Annotated in this window: 20 protein-coding genes; 8 read left to right on the forward strand and 12 right to left on the reverse strand. The window is 69.2% G+C overall.

Annotation, left to right across the window (positions count from 1 at the left end):
• Nucleotides 1–118 precede the first annotated feature (118 nt).
• Complete coding sequence (gene mshD / locus ACWD4O_RS14255; RefSeq protein WP_451279988.1) at nucleotides 119–1,045, reverse strand: mycothiol synthase; 927 nt, start codon at nucleotides 1,043–1,045, stop codon at nucleotides 119–121.
• 248 nt (nucleotides 1,046–1,293) lie between these two features.
• Between mshD and ACWD4O_RS14260 the strand changes: the two genes are divergently transcribed.
• From ACWD4O_RS14260 to ACWD4O_RS14275, 4 genes are all read left to right on the forward strand, one after another.
• Nucleotides 1,294–3,096, forward strand: coding sequence for a bifunctional metallophosphatase/5'-nucleotidase (locus ACWD4O_RS14260; protein WP_451279989.1), 1,803 nt, complete (start codon nucleotides 1,294–1,296; stop codon nucleotides 3,094–3,096).
• A gap of 238 nt (nucleotides 3,097–3,334) precedes the next feature.
• Entirely contained in the window at nucleotides 3,335–3,457 is a 123-nt protein-coding gene (locus ACWD4O_RS14265) for a hypothetical protein (protein ID WP_451279990.1), read from the forward strand.
• A 90-nt stretch (nucleotides 3,458–3,547) separates the two neighbouring features.
• On the forward strand, nucleotides 3,548–3,679 hold the full coding sequence (locus ACWD4O_RS14270) for a hypothetical protein (protein WP_451279991.1): 132 nt from the start codon (nucleotides 3,548–3,550) through the stop codon (nucleotides 3,677–3,679).
• A 123-nt stretch (nucleotides 3,680–3,802) separates the two neighbouring features.
• Nucleotides 3,803–5,584 (forward strand): ABC transporter ATP-binding protein, encoded by a 1,782-nt coding sequence (locus tag ACWD4O_RS14275; RefSeq protein WP_451279992.1) that lies wholly within the window; start codon nucleotides 3,803–3,805, stop codon nucleotides 5,582–5,584.
• Nucleotides 5,585–5,634: 50 nt separating this feature from the next.
• Here the strand turns inward: ACWD4O_RS14275 and ACWD4O_RS14280 are convergent, their stop codons facing one another.
• The 6 genes from ACWD4O_RS14280 to ACWD4O_RS14305 form a co-directional block, all read right to left on the reverse strand.
• The gene (locus ACWD4O_RS14280; protein ID WP_451279993.1) at nucleotides 5,635–6,423 is read right to left on the reverse strand and encodes a response regulator transcription factor; all 789 of its coding nucleotides are present in this window, start codon (nucleotides 6,421–6,423) and stop codon (nucleotides 5,635–5,637) included.
• 47 nt (nucleotides 6,424–6,470) lie between these two features.
• Nucleotides 6,471–8,582 (reverse strand): pectinesterase family protein, encoded by a 2,112-nt coding sequence (locus ACWD4O_RS14285; RefSeq protein WP_451279994.1) that lies wholly within the window; start codon nucleotides 8,580–8,582, stop codon nucleotides 6,471–6,473.
• Between the two features lie 97 nt (nucleotides 8,583–8,679).
• Entirely contained in the window at nucleotides 8,680–8,919 is a 240-nt protein-coding gene (locus ACWD4O_RS14290; protein WP_451279995.1) for a hypothetical protein, read from the reverse strand.
• Nucleotides 8,916–9,260 carry a DUF6247 family protein gene (locus tag ACWD4O_RS14295; protein ID WP_451279996.1) on the reverse strand — a complete coding sequence of 115 codons (345 nt, stop codon included), beginning with the start codon at nucleotides 9,258–9,260 and terminating at the stop codon, nucleotides 8,916–8,918. The genes ACWD4O_RS14290 and ACWD4O_RS14295 overlap by 4 nt, the downstream gene beginning before the upstream one ends.
• 116 nt (nucleotides 9,261–9,376) lie before the next feature.
• Nucleotides 9,377–9,676, reverse strand: a complete 300-nt coding sequence (locus ACWD4O_RS14300) for a hypothetical protein (RefSeq protein ID WP_451279997.1) — start codon at nucleotides 9,674–9,676, stop codon at nucleotides 9,377–9,379.
• The gene (locus tag ACWD4O_RS14305; RefSeq protein WP_451279998.1) at nucleotides 9,673–9,984 is read right to left on the reverse strand and encodes a hypothetical protein; all 312 of its coding nucleotides are present in this window, start codon (nucleotides 9,982–9,984) and stop codon (nucleotides 9,673–9,675) included. Before ACWD4O_RS14305 ends, ACWD4O_RS14300 begins: the two co-directional genes overlap by 4 nt.
• Nucleotides 9,985–10,167: 183 nt before the next feature.
• Between ACWD4O_RS14305 and ACWD4O_RS14310 the strand changes: the two genes are divergently transcribed.
• The 4 genes from ACWD4O_RS14310 to ACWD4O_RS14325 are packed head-to-tail and all read left to right on the forward strand — an operon-like array spanning nucleotide 10,168 to nucleotide 13,043.
• Nucleotides 10,168–11,007, forward strand: coding sequence for a helix-turn-helix domain-containing protein (locus tag ACWD4O_RS14310; protein ID WP_451279999.1), 840 nt, complete (start codon nucleotides 10,168–10,170; stop codon nucleotides 11,005–11,007).
• Nucleotides 10,991–11,197, forward strand: coding sequence for a DUF397 domain-containing protein (locus tag ACWD4O_RS14315; RefSeq protein ID WP_451280000.1), 207 nt, complete (start codon nucleotides 10,991–10,993; stop codon nucleotides 11,195–11,197). The genes ACWD4O_RS14310 and ACWD4O_RS14315 overlap by 17 nt, the downstream gene beginning before the upstream one ends.
• A gap of 48 nt (nucleotides 11,198–11,245) precedes the next feature.
• Nucleotides 11,246–12,457 carry an AAA family ATPase gene (locus tag ACWD4O_RS14320; protein WP_451280001.1) on the forward strand — a complete coding sequence of 404 codons (1,212 nt, stop codon included), beginning with the start codon at nucleotides 11,246–11,248 and terminating at the stop codon, nucleotides 12,455–12,457.
• Nucleotides 12,447–13,043 (forward strand): DUF4276 family protein, encoded by a 597-nt coding sequence (locus ACWD4O_RS14325; protein WP_451280002.1) that lies wholly within the window; start codon nucleotides 12,447–12,449, stop codon nucleotides 13,041–13,043. The genes ACWD4O_RS14320 and ACWD4O_RS14325 overlap by 11 nt, the downstream gene beginning before the upstream one ends.
• 27 nt (nucleotides 13,044–13,070) lie before the next feature.
• Here the strand turns inward: ACWD4O_RS14325 and ACWD4O_RS14330 are convergent, their stop codons facing one another.
• The 5 genes from ACWD4O_RS14330 to ACWD4O_RS14350 all read right to left on the reverse strand — a co-directional run bounded on the left by ACWD4O_RS14330 (nucleotide 13,071) and on the right by ACWD4O_RS14350 (nucleotide 18,005).
• The gene (locus ACWD4O_RS14330) at nucleotides 13,071–14,534 is read right to left on the reverse strand and encodes a HAMP domain-containing sensor histidine kinase (protein WP_451280003.1); all 1,464 of its coding nucleotides are present in this window, start codon (nucleotides 14,532–14,534) and stop codon (nucleotides 13,071–13,073) included.
• Nucleotides 14,531–15,268 (reverse strand): response regulator transcription factor, encoded by a 738-nt coding sequence (locus tag ACWD4O_RS14335; protein WP_351911363.1) that lies wholly within the window; start codon nucleotides 15,266–15,268, stop codon nucleotides 14,531–14,533. The genes ACWD4O_RS14330 and ACWD4O_RS14335 overlap by 4 nt, the downstream gene beginning before the upstream one ends.
• Nucleotides 15,269–15,386: 118 nt before the next feature.
• Entirely contained in the window at nucleotides 15,387–15,596 is a 210-nt protein-coding gene (locus tag ACWD4O_RS14340; RefSeq protein ID WP_451280004.1) for a hypothetical protein, read from the reverse strand.
• 34 nt (nucleotides 15,597–15,630) lie between these two features.
• Nucleotides 15,631–16,806 (reverse strand): S1C family serine protease, encoded by a 1,176-nt coding sequence (locus ACWD4O_RS14345; protein WP_451280005.1) that lies wholly within the window; start codon nucleotides 16,804–16,806, stop codon nucleotides 15,631–15,633.
• A 176-nt stretch (nucleotides 16,807–16,982) separates the two neighbouring features.
• Nucleotides 16,983–18,005, reverse strand: a complete 1,023-nt coding sequence (locus ACWD4O_RS14350; protein WP_451280006.1) for a LacI family DNA-binding transcriptional regulator — start codon at nucleotides 18,003–18,005, stop codon at nucleotides 16,983–16,985.
• Nucleotides 18,006–18,075 lie beyond the last annotated feature (70 nt).

An 18,075-nucleotide genomic window follows, 5' to 3' on the forward strand; every position in this document is an offset into this window, starting at 1 on the left:
CGGCTGCACCCACCACACTGCCCCCGCCCCCTCAGGCACCCGCCGTGCCGTCGCCGCCCCCAGGGACGGCGACCCCGACCCCGCCCACCCGACAAGCAACCTCACCTGCAACCTCACCTCACGTCTCCGTCCGGTACATGAGATCCGTCTCGTGGGTGACGAAGCCCAACCGCTCGTACACCGACACCGCCGCCTTGTTGTCGGCATCGACATACAGCATCGCCGTCGGCAACCCCTGAGCCGCGAGATGCCGCAGGCCGATCGTGGTGAGGGCCTTGCCGAGGCCGCCGCCCTGCGCACCGGGGGCGACGCCGAGGACGTACACCTCGCCGAGCTGCTCCGCAGCGTGGACCTTCGTCCAGTGGAAGCCGACGAGTCGCTCGCCCTGGAAGGCGAGGAAGAAGCCGGCGGGGTCGAACCAGGGCTCGGACTTGCGGTCGTCGAGGTCGCGCTGGGCGAGGGAGCCCTGTTCGGGATGGTGGGCGAAGGAGGCGGAGTTGACGGCGAGCCAGGCGGAGTCGTCCTGTCCGGGGACGAAGGGACGGACGCTCACGCCCGCGGGCAGCACCGGCTGGGGCAGTTCGAGGTCGGTCAACGACCGCCGCATCTGCCGCAGTTCGCGGAACAGGCTCAGGCCCAGGACCTGGGCGAGGTGCCGGGCGGCGGCGTGGCCACCGTGGGCCCACACCCGAAGCCGCTTGCCGGAGGCGGCGAGCAGGGCGGAGCCGAGCGCCCGGCCATGCCCGTGGCCGCGGTGGGAGGGGTGGACGACCAGCTCGGCGGCGGGGGCCTCGACCGGGTCGGTGTCCTCCAGTTGGGCGTAGCCGACGAGGGTGTCACCGACGGTGAGAACCAGATGGGAGACCCCTTCGCGGGCGCCTCCGCGCAGCTGCAGTCGGCCCTGTTCGGACACCGCCTGCTGGCCGTCCGCCCGGGCGGCCTCCGTGAGCAGGTCGAGGACGGCCTCGGTCTGTTCGGGGGAGAGCTCGGAGTGGGTCTCGATCGATCGGGAGCCGGGGATCCGTGCGGTGTCGTCGCTGGTCATGCGTACGAGGGTAAAGGGCGGGCCGCACAAAGTGGCGGTAAGGGGAAAGGCGGAAAGGTGCGGTCCGAATCGGCAAACCAGAGGGCAAGCGGAGGGTAAAGGGAAACCAGGATGTAACCAAGAACCCCCTGTCGCGCTACGCGCGTTGACCCTAGGCTGCGCCGGACGGGGCCACTTCCTCATACGTCTCTCAGGTCGGCCCGGCCGGGGGGACGCAGACACCTCAGGCAGACACCTCAGGGGGGCGCATGCCAGCCACTTCCCAGCCGCATCCGAACGGCAGACGTCGTACGTACCGCCTTCTCGCGGCCGCCGCGGGTCTCGCCACCGCCGGTGCGATGGCCGCCGCGCTTCCGGCGGACGCGCACGACACCAAGCACTCCAAGCCGCTGCCCAGCCGCTACCAGGATGTGCAGCTGCTGTCCTTCAACGACCTGCACGGCAACCTCGAGCCCCCGTCCGGCTCCTCCGGCCGTGTCACGGAACTCCAGGCGGACGGCACGACGAAGACGATCGACGCGGGCGGTGTGGAGTACCTCGCCACGCACCTGCGCGAGGCCCGCGAGGGCAACAAGTACTCGGTCACCGCGGCCGGCGGCGACATGGTCGGTGCCTCCCCGCTGATCTCGGGCCTGTTCCACGACGAGCCGACCATCGAGGCGCTGAACAAGCTCGACCTGGACGTCACGACCGTCGGCAACCACGAGTTCGACGAGGGCGCCCAGGAACTGGCCCGGCTGCAGAAGGGCGGCTGTCACCCGACGGCCGGCTGCTACACGGACAAGAAGTTCAAGGGCGCCGACTTCCCGTACCTCGCGGCGAACGTGCTGAACGAGAAGACCGGCAAGCCGATCCTGAAGCCGTACTGGGTCTGGAAGAAGAAGGACGTCAAGATCGGCTTCATCGGCGTGACGCTGGAGGACACCCCCGGTGTCGTCTCCGCCGAGGGCGTCAAGGGCCTGAAGTTCAAGGACGAGGTCGAGACGATCAACAAGTACGCCAAGGAGCTGCAGAAGCAGGGCGTGAAGTCGATCGTGGCGCTCATCCACGAGGGCGGCCTGCCGGCGTCCTCCTCGTACAACTACAACTGCGACTCCCCGGGCGCGGGCGACGGCATCTCCGGCCCGATCGTCGACATAGCCAAGAACATCACGCCGGCGGTGGACGCGCTGGTGACGGGGCACACGCACGCCGCGTACGCCTGCACGATCCCCGACCCGTCGGGCAAGCCGCGCACGGTCACCTCGGCCGCGTCCTTCGGTCGTCTCTACACGGACACCACGCTGACGTACGACCGCTTCACCGGTGACATCGCGCGTACCGCGGTCAAGTCGGCGAACCACGTGGTCACCCGGACCGTCGCCAAGGCGCCCGACATGACCGAGCTGATCAGCAAGTGGAACACGCTGGCGGCGCCGGTCGGCAACCGTGCGATCGGCTACATCTCCGCGGACGTCCCCAACACGGGCACCGAGTCCCCGATGGGCGACCTGATCGCGGACGCCCAGCTCTGGTACGGCAAGCAGCTCGACGCGGAGACGGACCTCGCGCTGATGAACCCGGGCGGCGTCCGGGCGGGCCTCACCTACACGGCCAAGGGCAGTGAGGGCGACGGCGTGGTCACCTACGCCGAGGGCTTCACCGTGCAGCCGTTCTCCAACACCGTCAACCTGCAGAACTTCACCGGCGCCCAGCTGATCCAGGTGCTGAAGGAGCAGGTGAGCGGGACGAACGCGAGCGCGCCGAAGATCCTGCAGCCGTCCGCCAACCTGACGTACACGCTGGACCTGACGAAGAGCGGCGCCGACCGCGTCGTCACGGACTCCATCAAGCTGAACGGCGCGGCGATCGACCCGGCCGCCACCTACCGCGTCTCGACGAACAGCTTCCTCGCGGGCGGCGGCGACGGCTTCACCACGCTGGGCCAGGGCACGGACGACGTCGTCGGCGCCGACGACCTGAGCGCGCTGGAGCAGTACCTGCTCGCCGGCTCCTCGGCCACGGCCCCGCTCGCCCCGCCGACGGCGAACCGGATCACGATCGTGCGGTAGTTCCCACCGAAGCAAGACGCAGAGGCGGCCACGTCACCGACGTGGCCGCCTCTCCGTATTAAAACCTGTGTGAGTTCCCGATTGGTTCCCGTATCCGCCTGAAAACTCATCTCAGCCGCAATTCATCGAGGTCTAAGCGGAATTGGCTTTTTCTTCTCGCGGTGTCCCGTAGTGTTTTCCATATCGAAAGCGAACGACGCGAAAGCGAAGATCGCAAACTGATCGAACGGAGAACGTCATGAGCTTCCACAAGATCGTCCCGGTGAAGAAGTCCACCAAGCCCGCTCCGAAGCCTGCCGCCAAGAAGAAGGCCGCTCCGAAGCCTGCGCCGAAGCGTCGCCCGGTCTCCCATAAGAACTGAGTTGCAGCAGGGTCTGTTGCAAACCTGCGACAAATAAGCCACGCGTAAAACGAACATATTCAGCAGCTGATAAACGGAGAGGTAATTCCCATGAGCTTCCACAAGATCGTCCCCGTCAAGAAGGCCGCCAAGTCCGCCAAGCCCGCTCCGAAGCCGGTCGCCCGGAAGAAGACCGCTCCGAAGGCCGCTCCGAAGCGTCGCCCGGTCGCGCACAAGGGCTGACCGGACGCCACGAGGCGGGGCCACCGATCCGGTGGCCCCGCCTCGGCCATGTCCGCCACACGACAGCCGGCACACGACAGCCGCCACACGCCAGCCGGCACACGAAAGAGGGAGTCGTCGACGATGAGGGAAGCCCGTGCGGCCTTCCGCCGCTTCTGGCCGCTGACCCGCGGCGACCGCAGATGGATGCTGGCGATCGTCGCGTGCGTGGTGGTGTCCGCGCTCGCCGAGACGGCCTCCATCCTGCTGTTCGCCGAACTCACCGACAACGCCCTGGCGGCAGGCTTGCTCGCCGAGTTCTGGGGGCCGGCCGGTGCCTGGCTCGGCGTGGCCGCGCTCGGCGCGCTCGTCGGCTACCTCGGTAACTCACTCGCGACCTGGACGGCGGAGCGCTTCGTCCTGCGACTGCGCGCGAAGGTGTTCGCCCACGTCCAGGAGCTTCCACCGCACTTCTTCCAGCAGCACCGCCGGGGCGACCTGGTGGAACGCCTCACCGGAGACGTCGAGGCGATCGAGCAGTTGGTCGTGTCGGGCGTGGTGGGCACGGTCTCGGCGCTCTTCTCCGCGGTCTTCTACTCGGCGGCGGCCCTCTGGCTCCGCTGGGACCTGGCGCTGGCCACCTTCGTCCTCGCCCCGCTCTTCCTCCTCGCCGCCCGTCGCTTCTCCGGCCGTATCAAGCAGGCCTCGCAGGACGAGCGGGCCGCCGACGGCGCGATCACCTCGGTGGTGGAGGAGTCGCTGGGCAACGTCGTGCTGACCCAGGCGTACAACCGCCGCCGCGACGAGGAACGGCGCCTCGACAAGGAGGCCCGCGCGTGGATGCGGGCCAGCGTGCGCGGGGCGCGGCTGAGCGAGATGTACGAGCAGTTCGTGGAGGTCGTCGAAACGCTCTGCGTCCTGTCGGTGATCGGCCTGGGCGTCTGGGAGATCTCGGCCGGCCGGATGACCCTCGGCGCGCTGCTCGCGTTCGCCGCGTTCATCGGCTACCTCTACCCGCCGGTCCGCAACCTCGGCCAACTGGGTCTGACGGTCACCGCGGCCACGGCGGGCGCGGAACGCATCGCCGAGATCCTGGACGCGGAGCCGGCGGTGCGGGACCCGGAGACCCCCGTCCCCGCGTGGCCGGTCCGCGGCTGGGTCAGCTTCCACGGCGTCACCTTCCGCTACCCCGAGGCCGCCCGCAGGTCGTTGCAGGAGGTGAGCTTCACGGCGGGCCCCGGCGAACTGGTCCTGGTCACGGGCGCGAGCGGGGCCGGCAAGTCCACCCTCTCCAAACTCCTCACCCGGTTCTACGACCCGGACACGGGAGTCATCTGCCTGGACGGAGTCCCGCTGACGGACGTCCCGCTGGAGTTCGTGCGCGAGAACATGGCGCTGCTCCCCCAGCAGACGCTCGTCCTGAACGGCACGATCCGCGAGAACATCGGGTGCGGCCGACCGGGCGCGACGGACGAGGAGATCGAGCGGGCGGCCCGGTCCGCCGCCGCCCATGACTTCGTCATGGCCCTCCCCGACGGCTACGACACACACATCGCCCCCGGCACGGCCGCGCTCTCGGGCGGTCAGCTCCAGCGCATCGCCATCGCCCGCGCCATGCTCCGCGCGGCCCCGGTCCTGGTCCTCGACGAACCCACCGCCGGCCTCGACTCGGTGGCCGCCCGGCAGATCGTCCAGCCGCTGCGCCGACTGATGTCGGGCCGCACGACCATCATGATCACCCACGATCTGAGCCTCGCCCCCGACGCCGACCGCATCCTGGTCGTGGACGAGGGACGGCTCGTGGACGCGGGCACGCACGACGAGCTGATGACCCGCTGCGACGCGTACATCAGGCTGGTGGAGCCGTGGTCGGCGACGGAGCGGAAGGCGAAGGCCATGGACGACACCCTGGTACTGCGCCTCTGACGCGCGCGCCCCGGGCCTGCCCCCGCTGAGCTGTGGCGCTGAGCGGGGGCTCACCCCGTCCGAAGCATGTACCCCAACCCCCGGACCGTCTGGATCAGCCGCGGCTCGCCGTACTGCTCCAGCTTGCGGCGCAGGTACATGACGTACACGTCGAGGGTGTTGGAGTTGGGCTCGAAGTCGAAGCCCCAGACGTCCTTGTGGATCTGGGAGCGGCTGAGCACCTTGGCCGGGTGGCGCAGGAAGTACTCCAGGAGGGAGTACTCGGTGCGGGTGAGGTCGAGGGGGCGGGCGGCCCGGGTGACCGTGCGGGAGGACAGGTCCATGGCGATGTCATGGAAGGTCAGCCGGGCGGAGGGGGCGCGGGGCGGCGGGGGTGTGCGCCGTCCGGTGCCGCGGCGCAGCAGGGCCCGTACCCGGGCGAGGAGTTCCTCCACGGCGAACGGCTTCATCAGGTAGTCGTCCGCGCCGTTGTCGAGCGCGACGATCCGGTCGCCGACGGCGCCCCGGCCGGTGAGCATCAGGATCGGGACGGTGCAGCCGGAGGCCCGGATCCGGCGGGTCGCGGCCAGGCCGTCGAGGCCGGGCATGGTGACGTCCATCAGGATCAGGTCGGGGGTGGTGCCGGGCGCCCCGACGAGGTCGAGGGCGAGCCGTCCGTTCTCGGCGAGAAGGGTCTCGTAGCCCTCGAAGCGGAGGAGCCGGCCGAGTCCTTCGCGGATGTCCGCGTCGTCGTCGGCCAGCAGTATCCTCCCCGCGGCCCCTGTCTCTGCCGCCCTTGTCCCTGCCGCCCTTGTCTCCGGCGCCCTTGTCTCTGGTCCCCTCACAGTTCGCATCGCCATCCCCTCACGGTGCGGCGAGGGGCTGTGGCGGGGCTGGCAGGGGGATGTCAGGAAGCCGTGGGGGTCCAGTCGCCGAGCCAGTCCGCGACCTCCTGGTCGGCGGCCTGGGCCGCGGTCAGCTGCGGACGGTCGCCGCTCGCGCCGCCCGCGCCCGCGCCGGTGTTCTGGTACTCGGCGAACCGGTCCTCCTTCCAGGAGAAGCCGCCCATGTCCGACCACGGGGTGGACCTGACCGCCGCGCTGAGCGTGGTGCCCCGGACGGTGGTCTGCGGGTCGACGGTCGTGTCGCCGCTCGGGTGCCAGTTGCGGCCGAGGTAGAAGGAGGCGGCCGTGACGTCTCCGCCGATCGACGACCGGTTGATGAGGATGCCCTTGCGGCCGCCCGGTGTGCTGGGGGCGGTGACATAGCCGGCCGAGGTGCCGTTCCAGCGCTTCTTCAGCGTGATGACGGACTTGTCGACCACGACCGTCGCCCGGCCGAAGATGAAGTCCACGTTGCCGGTGATGTAGGAGTTGGCGATGTAGACCCGGCCGGGCTTGTCCTTGGCGGCGGTCTCCAGCTCCAGGGTGTCCTGGTCGCCGTTGACGATGACCCCGTCCAGGACGATCCTGTCGGCCTGCGTCAGCAGCGCCACTGCCTGGTTGGCGATGTCCTGGTGCTTCGACTCGTCGAAGTCGTTGGTGACGGTGAGGTTGCGCACCTGGGAGTCGTCCGACTGGACGGAGACGGTGGCGCTGCCCGGGGTGCCGTAGGTCCCGGATCCGTCGGGCTTGGTCATGCCGGCCGCGTTGCCGTAGACGATCGTCGTGTCCTTGCGGCTGGCGCCCGAGCCCTGGATGGTGACGTGCGGCTTGTTGGCCGGGACCTTCACGACCTCGCGGTACGTCCCCGGCTTCACGGAGATCACGACCCGGGAGGGGTTGTTCGCGGGCACGGCGTCCACGGCGGCCTGGACGGTCCTGTACTGACCTGAGCCGTCGGCGGCGACGGTGAGGGTGGTGGCCGCGGCGGCGGTGGTGCTCGCGGTGGCGGCCGTCGTGCCGATCGAGGTCCGGGGGCCCACGCCCGCCTTGAGGAGGGCGGGCACGTCCGCGGCCTTGTCGAGGGTGTACGCGTAGTACGTCTTCGGGTCCCAGGCCGAGCCCGTGCCGCCGCTCTCGTTCTTGCCGGTCGTCCCGGAGAACACGTTGCCGCGCTGCACGAGGGTGGCGGTGGCGTCCCGTACGACGGGGTTGGTCAGGCCCTGGAAGTAGGAGTTCTCCAGCAGCATGTTCGTCTTGCCGCGCGCGTAGTTGCCGTAGGAGGACTTGATGTCCGTCCCGGCCGCGTCCTCCAGGAAGTTGTTGTACAGGTGCGCGTGGGCGACGTTGTCCGTGGACGGGTTGCGCTGCTCGGTCTCGCGGATCCAGTTGTGGTGGATCGTGATGTCGGCGGTGGTGTTCTCGGTCCAGCCGATGCCGAACGCCTTGTTCTCCTGGCTGAGCTTGTTCCAGGACACGGTCAGATAGGTCGTGTCCTTGCGGCTGTCGATGAGCCCGTCGGCCATGTGCCGCAGGTCGTTGTGGTCGATCCAGACGTGGTGGGCGCCGTCCATCTGGATCGCGTCGAAGTCGTGCTCCTTGTCGTTCCAGACGCCCTGGTAGGCGTCCCGGATCGTCAGGTTCCTGATGATGACGTTGTGGACGCCCTGGCCGAGGAAGAAGCCGCCGCCGACGATGTGCCCGGAGGTCCCGGAGCCCACGATCGTCTTGTTCGACTGGACCTTGATCTCTTTCCCGACCGGGTCCATGGTGATCGTCGCCGCGACGACGATGACGTACGGCTCGCTCGCCGTCGCGTACTTCTCCAGGTCGGCGAGGGTCTTCACGGTGACGGTCTTGCCGTCCCGGCCGCCGTAGGTGCCCTTCTGGCCGAGGGCGTCGACCGAGGCGAAGCCGTCGGCGGAGGCGGTGGCCCAGGCGGGCGCGGCGGCGGTCGCGGCCGAGGCCTGCGCCTGCGCGTCCGCGCCGAACAGGCCGAGGTCCGTGCCGTAGGCGAGGGATCCGGCGGCGGTGAGGGCCAGCGGCACGCCGACCGCCAGCGCCGTCCTCCTTCTGCGGTGGCGGGGCTTGGCCGTCGCCTTGGCGGACTCGGGCGACTTGCGGCGCTGCTCGCTCATGCGGCGAACCTTTCCGTGCGGGGGGTTTGACTGACCGTGAGTCGCCACCCGGGAGGGAAAGGTTGCCGCTGTACGGGAGTTCGTCACTCCGGAGCGATCAGAGGGCCACCAGGTCGACGACGTTGATGACGACATGGCGATTGGACACGACGTAGGTGATGAAGCCGCCTGTGAAGGCGGCGGACCAGCTGTTGTCCCGGTTGCTGATCGCGGGCGCACCGAACGGGTTGAGGCTGAGCCGCTTCTCCAGATCTTCCAGTGACGCGCGCTGGGGCGTGCTCAGCGTGGCCTTGCACCGAGCCGCGCGGTCGGCATACCTGATCGCGTACGCGCTCACCCACACCTGCCCGCGTCGATGGGGTCCACGGGGTCCACGGGGCGGTTGTCGGCGTTGTAGGCGTTGCCGTCCGTGTCGCGGAAGACCATGCCGTCGGTGTCGCCCTCGGTCACCCGCTTGACCGTCTGCTCCACTTCGTCCAGATAGCCGGGCGTCGCGCAGGCGCAGGCGAAGGGGAACCACTTGTCGGTCACGGCGTCGAGCGCGGCCTGATCGAAGTCCGCGGCCGCGCTGAGCCAGTCCTGTTCGAAGGCCTGCAGCCAGTCGGGTCGCCGCTGCAGGGCCGCGCGGATCGCCTCGGGAGTTCTCTCGCAGGAGTGGGGATCCACCTTGTGGGCCATGATGATCGGTTTCTCTTCTCCGGCAGGGGCTGTATGCGGTGACCGGAGTTCCACGGTAGAGCGTGCGAGGTGGTGGGTGCTGGAGGATGCGGCTGACGGCGGAGTGAGTCCGATGGTCACCATCCGCTCCCGGGGATGCGTTCGCCCCGGCTGACCGCGACGCGGAGGACATCTCCCAGGGATTCCACCGCTCTGGTGAGCGCGAAGCGCACCGCTCGCTCACCCGCCTTGGTGTCGGCGAGCACGGCCCTGGCTCCCGCGAGCACCTGTTCGCCTGAGTCGAGCTGAGCGGCTTCCATGTCATCGGCGAGCAGGGAGAGCCTGCTGTGCTCGCTGTCCGTGCTGAGGTAGCACGGTCTGCCTTCGGGGGTGGTCCAGGGCAGCAGACGGAGCTGGTGCTCTTGACCGGCGTTCACGCGTGCACCTCCACTCCGTGAATACGGCGCGGGCCGACCTCGATGCCGTGGGCGGTGAGCCAGAGGGCGCGGCGGCGCTGCCGTTGCAGTTTCCGTTCGTGGCGCTCGTCAGGGGTGAGGAGGTAGGGGCGCACGAGGGGGGTGTCGTACACGAAGGGGCATGCCGCGCTGTGCGGACGGGCGGTCAACGGCTCGTCGTCGACGGCAAGTTGGGGTGGTGTCGCGCGATGACATCCGCTGGCGGGCAGCAGTGTTCGCACGAGTACGAGCAGTAGCCATTCGGCGAATCGGGCGGTACGTTCACGCATGTCGGCGCTCCTTCGAAGCGTCGGCCACGCCCCCGGGCCGAGCAGCATCGGTCGCGGGGGTTTCACGGCGTGGGGTCATGACGAGCGGTGATTACCGTTCGTGCCCTGATCGTCACAGCTCCGACGTACCCTGCGGAAGAGGTTCGGTGTTGTCTGGAGCGCCAGGCAACGGGGAGGGGTGATGTGGCCGAAGTGGTTGACGGGGAACGGGAGTCGGGGCGGGCCGTGCTGGGCCGCACGCTGAAGTTCCTCCGGGAGAAAGCGGGCAAGTCGCTGGGCCAGCTCGCTGACGACACCGGATACGACAAGAGCTACCTGAGCCGGCTGGAGTCGGGGGTGCGGCTGTCCAAGGTGACCGTCATGGAGGATCTGGACGGGTACTACGAGGCTGGTGACCTGCTGGTCCGGCACTGGCGCGCGGCGCGGTTGGACGCGTTCAGAGACCAGTACAAGCGGTTCATGGAGCTGGAGGCGACGGCTCGGATCATGTGGAAGTTCACGCTGGGGATTCCCGGGCTTCTACAGACCGAGGACTTCGCGCGGGGGGTGTTGTCTGGGGCCCAGACAACACCTGACGGCGACGAGGCCGTCGAGGAGCAGGTGGCGGCACGGCTCGGACGGCAGTATCTCCTGCGGCAGAAACCCCAGCCTGACGTCCGCGTCATCATGGACGAGTTCGCGCTTCGACGTCCCGCCGCACAGGGGAAGACGTGGCGCGACCAACTGCTTCATCTTGAAGCGGCTGCAATGTGGCCCAATGTGGCGTTGCAGGTACTCCCGCTTTCAGCAGGCGCGCACCACCATATGAACGGGTCGTTGACCCTGCTCTGGCAGAGGGACGGGAGCGCTGTTGCCTACACGGAAGGCAACAGCAGCGGTCTGCTGATCGAGGATCCGGACGAGGTTCTGCGGCAGCGATTGTCCTACGATCGGCTCCGCGACCTGGCGCTGTCCCCGTCGGACTCGCTCGCGTTCATCAGGGACGTATTGGAAGGGCACAGACACGATGACGCACACTCCTGATCTCAGCATCGCTGCCTGGCGCAAGTCGTCCTACAGCGACGGGGGAGACAACAACTGCGTCGAGGTCGCCGACGGCTACCCCGGCATAGTCCCCGTCCGGGACAGCAAGGCCCCGACGGCCCGTCCGCTGGTCTTCTCGGCGGTCTCCTGGTCCGCGTTCGTCCGGGGGACCAAGGGTGCCGCCGGTTAGTGTGACGCTGTACCCACCTGGCGGGCCGGTGGTGCGGGAGGAGCAGCGGTGATCACCCGGATCGAGATCGACGGCTTCAAGACGTTCGACGACTTCTCGCTGGATGTTCCCCCGTTCCTGGTCCTTCTGGGCGCGAACGCCTCGGGCAAGTCGAACCTGCTGGAAGCGGTGGACCTGCTCGGGCGGCTGATCGTGAAGCCGAGCAGCCAGACCCTGGTCCGCCATGCGCGGCGGGGCGGACCGCGTGAGCTCTTCCGGCAAGGACCCGATGGCGAGCTCGTGGACGAGATCCGGATCGGCGCGACGGTTCTCGTCGAGACCCACCGGTTCGGACTCCTCCACGTACGGGTCGACGCGACCGTCGGCTATCGAGATGCGCCGGAACCGCTGGCCGTGGAACTGTCCGTGAAGGGGGTTCCGAACCGGGTTCCGGGTCTGAGCCCGAGGGTCAGGGAGAACAGCGACTACTACTCTCACCTCTTGTACGACGTCGAGGCAATGCGCGGGCTGGACAGAGCGCTGACCGTGGCGCTGAACGAGGCAGTGGCCGGTTGGCGCATCCTCGACCCGGTCCCCAGCACCATGCGGCAGCCGGCCGACGCGTATGACTCTGATCCGTTGACAGAGGACGGCCGCAACGTCGGCGCGGTGCTCGGACACCTCTGGGAAGGGGACCCGGGGGAGAAGACGGCGTTCGAGGCGGACCTCGCCGCAGTTCTACCCGACGTACGGGAGATCGACGTCGTACGGGATGAGGACCGGGCCCTGTGGGACGTCTGGATCCGGCACAAGAACGAGCCGAGGGTGTCACCGCGTGTCGTCTCCGCGGGCACGCTCCGGACGATCTCTCTGCTCGCGGCGGCACACGATCCGAGACACCCTGGTGTGCTCATGGTCGAGGAGCCAGAGAACGGACTGCACCCCAGCAGGGCCCCCAGGCTTATGGAACGACTCAAGGAGTGCACGACGGATCTTCGGCTCTACGATTCGCCGGACCCTCACGAGCCCCACGGGACGGCACCGGCACTCCGGCAGATCCTGGTGACGTCCCATTCCCCCGTCGTCCTCGCCTCGCTGCTCGACAAGTCCCCGCACGACGTGGTCTTCCTGGACACCGTCACCCGACTCGGCGGCGGTACTCCCCCGACCAGGCTGACCCGGGCTCGAAAGGTGGCAGAGACGGGCGATCGCGGCACCTACGTCACCCCCATGGAGGTTCGCCAGTACCTGGACCCGGTGGGGTACGCCCATGGCGCGTAGATATCTGAGCATCGCTCTGCTCACCGAAGGGCTCAGCGACCAGTGGTTCCTGCTGCCTTTGGTCGACCGTCAGGTGGAGAGCATGGAGTCGGCGTCGCCGCGTGGCTTCGACTTCCCGGGTACCGCGCCTGGCAGCCGCTTCACCGTGGCCCCGCGTGAGCGGGTCAGCGAGGAGGTCGAGACGCTCCTCGAGCACATGGACCTTGTGATCCTTCATCACGATCACAACGAACGGAGCAAGGTCGAAGCGGTACGGGCAGCCTTACGCAAGGACGAGGACGCCGAGCGGGTCATTGGCATGGTTCCCGTTCGAGAGACGGAAGCCTGGATGCTCGCCGATCCAGCGGCCCTTCCGAACGCGCCTGCCGCTGCCGTACGTGACCTGATCAGGTCACCTCGTGACGTCGAGAAGGTCCCGGATCCCAAGAGGGCCCTGGCCCAGGCGTTCGGCCCGCGGCACCGGCCCGAGTACGACTTTGACCGGCTTGGCCAGAGGATGTCCCTGGACGTGCTACGACAGGTTCCGGCCTACGCCCGCTGGGCGGGGGATTTCCACGCGGCGCTGCAGAAGCTGCGATTTCTCTGAGCCCGCCGCCACAGCCGCGACACCCTTCTAAGGCGCTTCCAGTGCCTCCGGCGGAGGCGTAGCCGCCCCCGGCAGGCGGACCGTCGCCACCGTGCCGCCGCCGTCCGCGTGGGCCAGGGTGACCTGGCCGCCGGCCTGTTCCACGGTGCGGGCGACGATCGAGAGGCCGAGGCCGGAGCCGGGCAGGGCGCGTGCGCTGGGGGAGCGCCAGAAGCGGTCGAAGACGTGCGGGAGTTCGTCGGTGGGGATGCCGGGGCCGTGGTCGCGGACGGTCAGCACACCGCGGGTCAGCCGGACGTCGATGACACCGCCCTCGGGGCTGAACTTCACCGCGTTGTCCAGGATGTTGACCACCGCGCGCTCCAGCGCGGCCGGCTCCGCCCGGGTGTACCAGGGGTCGATGGACGCGTTGATGGTCAGCTCCGGGCCGCGCAGCCGGGCCCGGCGCAGCGCCGACTCGACGGTGTCCTCCAGCGAGACCACCTGTACGCGTTCGCCGCGCTGGCCCTCCGAGCGGGACAGCTCCTGAAGGTCGCCGATCAGCGCCGCCAGCTCGGTCATCTGCGCCTTCACCGAGGCGAGCAGCGCCTTGCGGTCCGCCGGGGGGAGCGGCCGGCCGGTCTCCTCACTGCGGGTGAGGAGCTCGATGTTGGTACGCAGGGAGGTGAGGGGGGTGCGCAGTTCATGCCCGGCATCGGCGATCAACTGCTGTTGCAACTCACGGGAGTTGGCGAGGGAGGCGGTCATCGAGTTGAAGGACCGGGAGAGGCGGGCCACTTCGTCGTCGCTGTCGTCCTCGACGGGGATGCGGACGCCCAGGTCTTCGGTGCGGGCGACGTGCTCCACGGCTTCCGTGAGCTTGTCGACCGGACGCAGGCCCGCACGGGCGACCGCCAGACCGGCAGCTCCCGCGCCGAGCACTCCGATGCCGGAGACGAGCAGGAGGATGAGTGCCAGGTCGTTGAGGGTGTTCTGGGTTTCCTTGAGGGACACGCCGAGGACCAGCGCGTAGTCGGGGTAGAGCTGAGTGGAGGGTCCGAATCCCCCCACCAGGAGGGGAGTGGTCCGTACTCGTACGTCGTTGCCATCGGAGTCGGTGCTGTTGTGGAAGGTGTTCACACCCGGGTCGGGGTCTGCGGCCACGCTCTTGTCGTGACCCGTGACCTTGACAACGCCGGCCGAGTCGCTGAACACGCAGACGGTGCCGTCCGACTTCACCACCTGCACGTAGTAGTCCCTGGGGCGCATGCTGTCGGACGAATCGCTCGCCTCCTTGGGACAGGCGGCCAGCAGAGCCGTGATCTCCTGCTGCCCCAGCCGCACGTTGGCACCGTCGAGCTGGTTGTCGACCTGGTCGTACAGCTTCCCCTGGACGATGAACCAACACGTCACCGAGACCGCCGCCACCGCGAAGGCCACGGCGGCAGCCACCAGCATCGACAGCCGGGCCCGGATGGGCAGGGTCCGGAACCGTCGTACGAGCTTTTTCACTCCGCGCCGCCCTGTCGCAGCACATACCCCACGCCCCGCACGGTGTGCACGAGGCGCGGTTCGCCGCCCGCCTCCGTCTTACGGCGCAGGTACATCACGTACACGTCCAGCGAGTTGGACGACGGCTCGAAGTCGAAGCCCCAGACCGCCTTCAGGATCTGCTCACGGGTGAGGACCTGGCGCGGGTGGGCCATGAACATCTCCAGGAGCGTGAACTCCGTGCGGGTCAGTTCCACGGGGCGTCCGCCCCGCGTGACCTCGCGGGTCGCGAGGTCCATGCGCAGGTCGGCGAAGGTGAGTGCCTCGTCCTCCTCCACCGTGCCCGCTCCGGCCGCCGCCGCGTAGGAGCTGCGCCGCAGCAACGCACGGACCCGGGCGAAGAGTTCGTCGAGTTCGAACGGCTTGACCAGGTAGTCGTCGGCGCCCGCGTCGAGTCCGGTGACGCGGTCGCCGACCGTGTCGCGGGCCGTCAGCATCAGGATGGGCGTGGTGTCGCCGGCCCCGCGGATGCGGCGTGCGGCGGTGAGGCCGTCCATGCGCGGCATCTGGATGTCCAGCACCACCAGGTCGGGGCGGTAGGCCGTCGCCTTCTCCAGCGCGTCGGCGCCGTCCACCGCCGTCTGCGTGTCGTAGCCCTCGAAGGCGAGACTGCGCTGGAGTGCTTCACGCACCGCCGGCTCGTCGTCGACGATCAGGATGCGCTGGGTGTCACGGTCGCCTTCGGCGGGGCTCATGGGCGTGGATTCCTCGGGTGCGGTGGGACGGGTGGGAGGCCTGACGTGCGGGCGTTGCTGAACGCCTTCAGCCTCGCATGCTTCCCTGCAGGTGCGTAAAGGCCGGAACGGGGCGGGATCAGCCGCGCATCGCCGCGAGCCGGTTCAGCGGAACCTTGCGCAGGTGCGGGCGGGCCGCCGAGGTGCGCAGGCCCATCAGCTGCGGGGCCGCGACCTCGGGCGCCCGGGTCGGGGCCACCGGCTCGTGCAGCTCGTACGCCACGTCGAGGGCCAGGGCGATGTCGGCCGCGCCGAAACCGGTCACCGTGTGCGAAATCTGCTTGATCATGACGTACTCCCTAGCTCGGTGCAGTGCGGTGGGTTCAGCTGTCGGAGCCGCCGGCGCGGAGGCCGGCCAGGTCTGCCTTGACGGTGTTGATCGGGATGGCGAAGCCGAGGCCGACGCTGCCGGCGTCGGAGGAGGAGGAAGAGTCCGTCGCGGCGGAGTACATCGCGGAGTTGATGCCGATGATGTTGCCGCTGGCGTCGATGAGCGCGCCGCCGGAGTTGCCGGGGTTCAGGGAGGCGTCCGTCTGGAGGGCCTTGTAGGTCGTCGTGGACGAGCCCGTGTCGCCGTTGAACTCCTGGCCGCCGAACTGGAACGGCCAGCTGCCGTCGCCGCCGCCCTGCTGGCCCTGGCCCTGGCTCTGGCTCTCGTCCGTCGAGACGGTCACGTCCCGGTTCAGGGCGGAGACGATGCCGCTGGTGACGGTGCCGGTCAGGCCCTCGGGGGAGCCGATCGCCACGACCGTGTCGCCGACCTTGACGCCGTCGGAGTCGCCGAGGGTCGCCGCCGTCAGCCCGGACGCGTTCTCCAGCTTGATGAGCGCGAGGTCCTTCTTGCTGTCGGTGCCGACGACCTTGGCGGTGTACGACTTGCCGTCGCTGGTCGTCACCTTGATCGAGTCCGCGCCCGAGATGACGTGGTTGTTGGTGACGATCTCGCCGCCGCTGGTGATGATCACACCGGAGCCGGTGGACGTCCCGTTGCTCAGCGTGGCGCTGACCTCGACGACGCTCGGGCTGACCGCCGCCGCGATGCTGGCCACGTCACCCGTCTTGCTGGAGGGCACCACGCTGGTGGTGGTGGACGAGGAGACGACCTCGTCCTTGCCGGTCAGCTCCTGGATGCCGTAGGCCGTGCCGCCGCCTATGGCGGCCGCGACGATCGCCACCGCGGCGAGCAGGGCGAGCGGGCCGCGGGCGCGCTTCTTCTTGGCGGGGGCGGGCTCGGCGGTGAGGAGAGCGGTTCCGCCGCCGTTGCCGTCGCCGTGCCCGTTGCCGCCCGCGGCCGCCTGCGTCTGCCACACGGTGGTGGGCTCGACGACGGGCTGCTGCACCTGCTGCATGGGCATGGGCTGCTGCTGCACGGGCTGCTGCGGTACCGGCTGGTACGCCGGCGGGGGCGGCCACTCCGGGTTCACCGGGGCGGAGCTCTGGGCCTGGTACGGGTTCTCGAAGTTCTCGTACTCGCCGCTGCGGCGGATGCTCTCGGTCATGGAAAGAAGCTTCGCGCCCGACCATGAGAGCTCCCTGAGTGCTCCCTGAGAAGCCCGCCAGAACCTCGTATGCCCGATATAAGGAAGTCTCTCGCAGCTCGGGGGAGACTCTCAGAGAAGCTTCATGGAAGCCCCCGCAAGCCCCTCGGCCGGGGGCTCCGCGCCCGGTGGAGCTCCTACTCGCAGCCGCAGGACCGTCGCGCCAGCAGCCGGGACGGGAACACCTTCAGCCGTTCGCGACGGGACCCCGCGACGCGCAGACCGTCGTCCAGGACGAGGTCGACGGCCGCGCGGGCCATCGCCGAGCGGTCCGAGGCGATCGTCGTCAGCGGCGGGTCGGTGAGCGCCGCTTCCTTGATGTCGTCGAAGCCGGCCACCGCCAGCTCGCCGGGCACGTCGATGCGCAGCTCGCGCGCCGCGCGCAGCAGACCGATCGCCTGGTCGTCGGTGGAGCAGAAGACGGCCGGCGGCCGGTCCGGGCCCGCCAGCAGCTCCAGGGAGACCCGGTAGGCGTCGTAGCGGTTGTAGGGGGCCTCGAAGAGCCGGCCCTCCGTGGAGATCCCGGCCTCGTCCATCGCGCGCCGCCAGCCCTCGACGTGGTCGGAGACCGGGTCGCCGACGGAGGGGGTCTCCGCGGTGCCGCCGACACAGGCCACGTACTCGTAGCCGTGCTCCAGCAGGTGGCGGACGGCGAGCTGGGCGCCGCCCAGGTCGTCGGTGACGACGGCGACGTCGTCGATGGCCTCGGGGCGCTCGTGCAGCAGCACCACGCGCGCGTCCCAGGCGTCGATCTCCGCGGCCGCCAGATCGTTCAGCGCGTGGCTGACCAGGATCAGACCCGAGACGCGCATCCCGAGGAAGGCGCGCAGATAGTGGACCTCGCGCTCGGCGACGTAGTCGGTGTTGCCGACCAGCACCATCTTTCCGCGCTCGGAGGCGGCCTGCTCGACCGCGTGCGCCATCTCGCCGAAGAACGGCTGACGGGCGTCCGGGATGATCAGGCCTATGAGGTCGGTGCGCCGGGACGCCATCGCCTGGGCGACCCGGTCGGGCCGGTACCCCAGTTCCTTGATGGCGGCGAGGACACGCTCGCGCGTGGCCGGGGCGACCGGCCGGGGTCCGTTGTTGATGACATAGCTGACGACCGCGGTAGAGGTCCCCGCCAGTCGCGCCACATCATCCCGAGTCACCTTGGCCACGCGCGGAGTCTACGCGGATGGACCCGCTCTGGGCAGGGCGTACTGCAGCTTGTCTGTGCGCAAGCAACGC

The organism is Streptomyces sp. NPDC002623 (assembly GCF_053592635.1).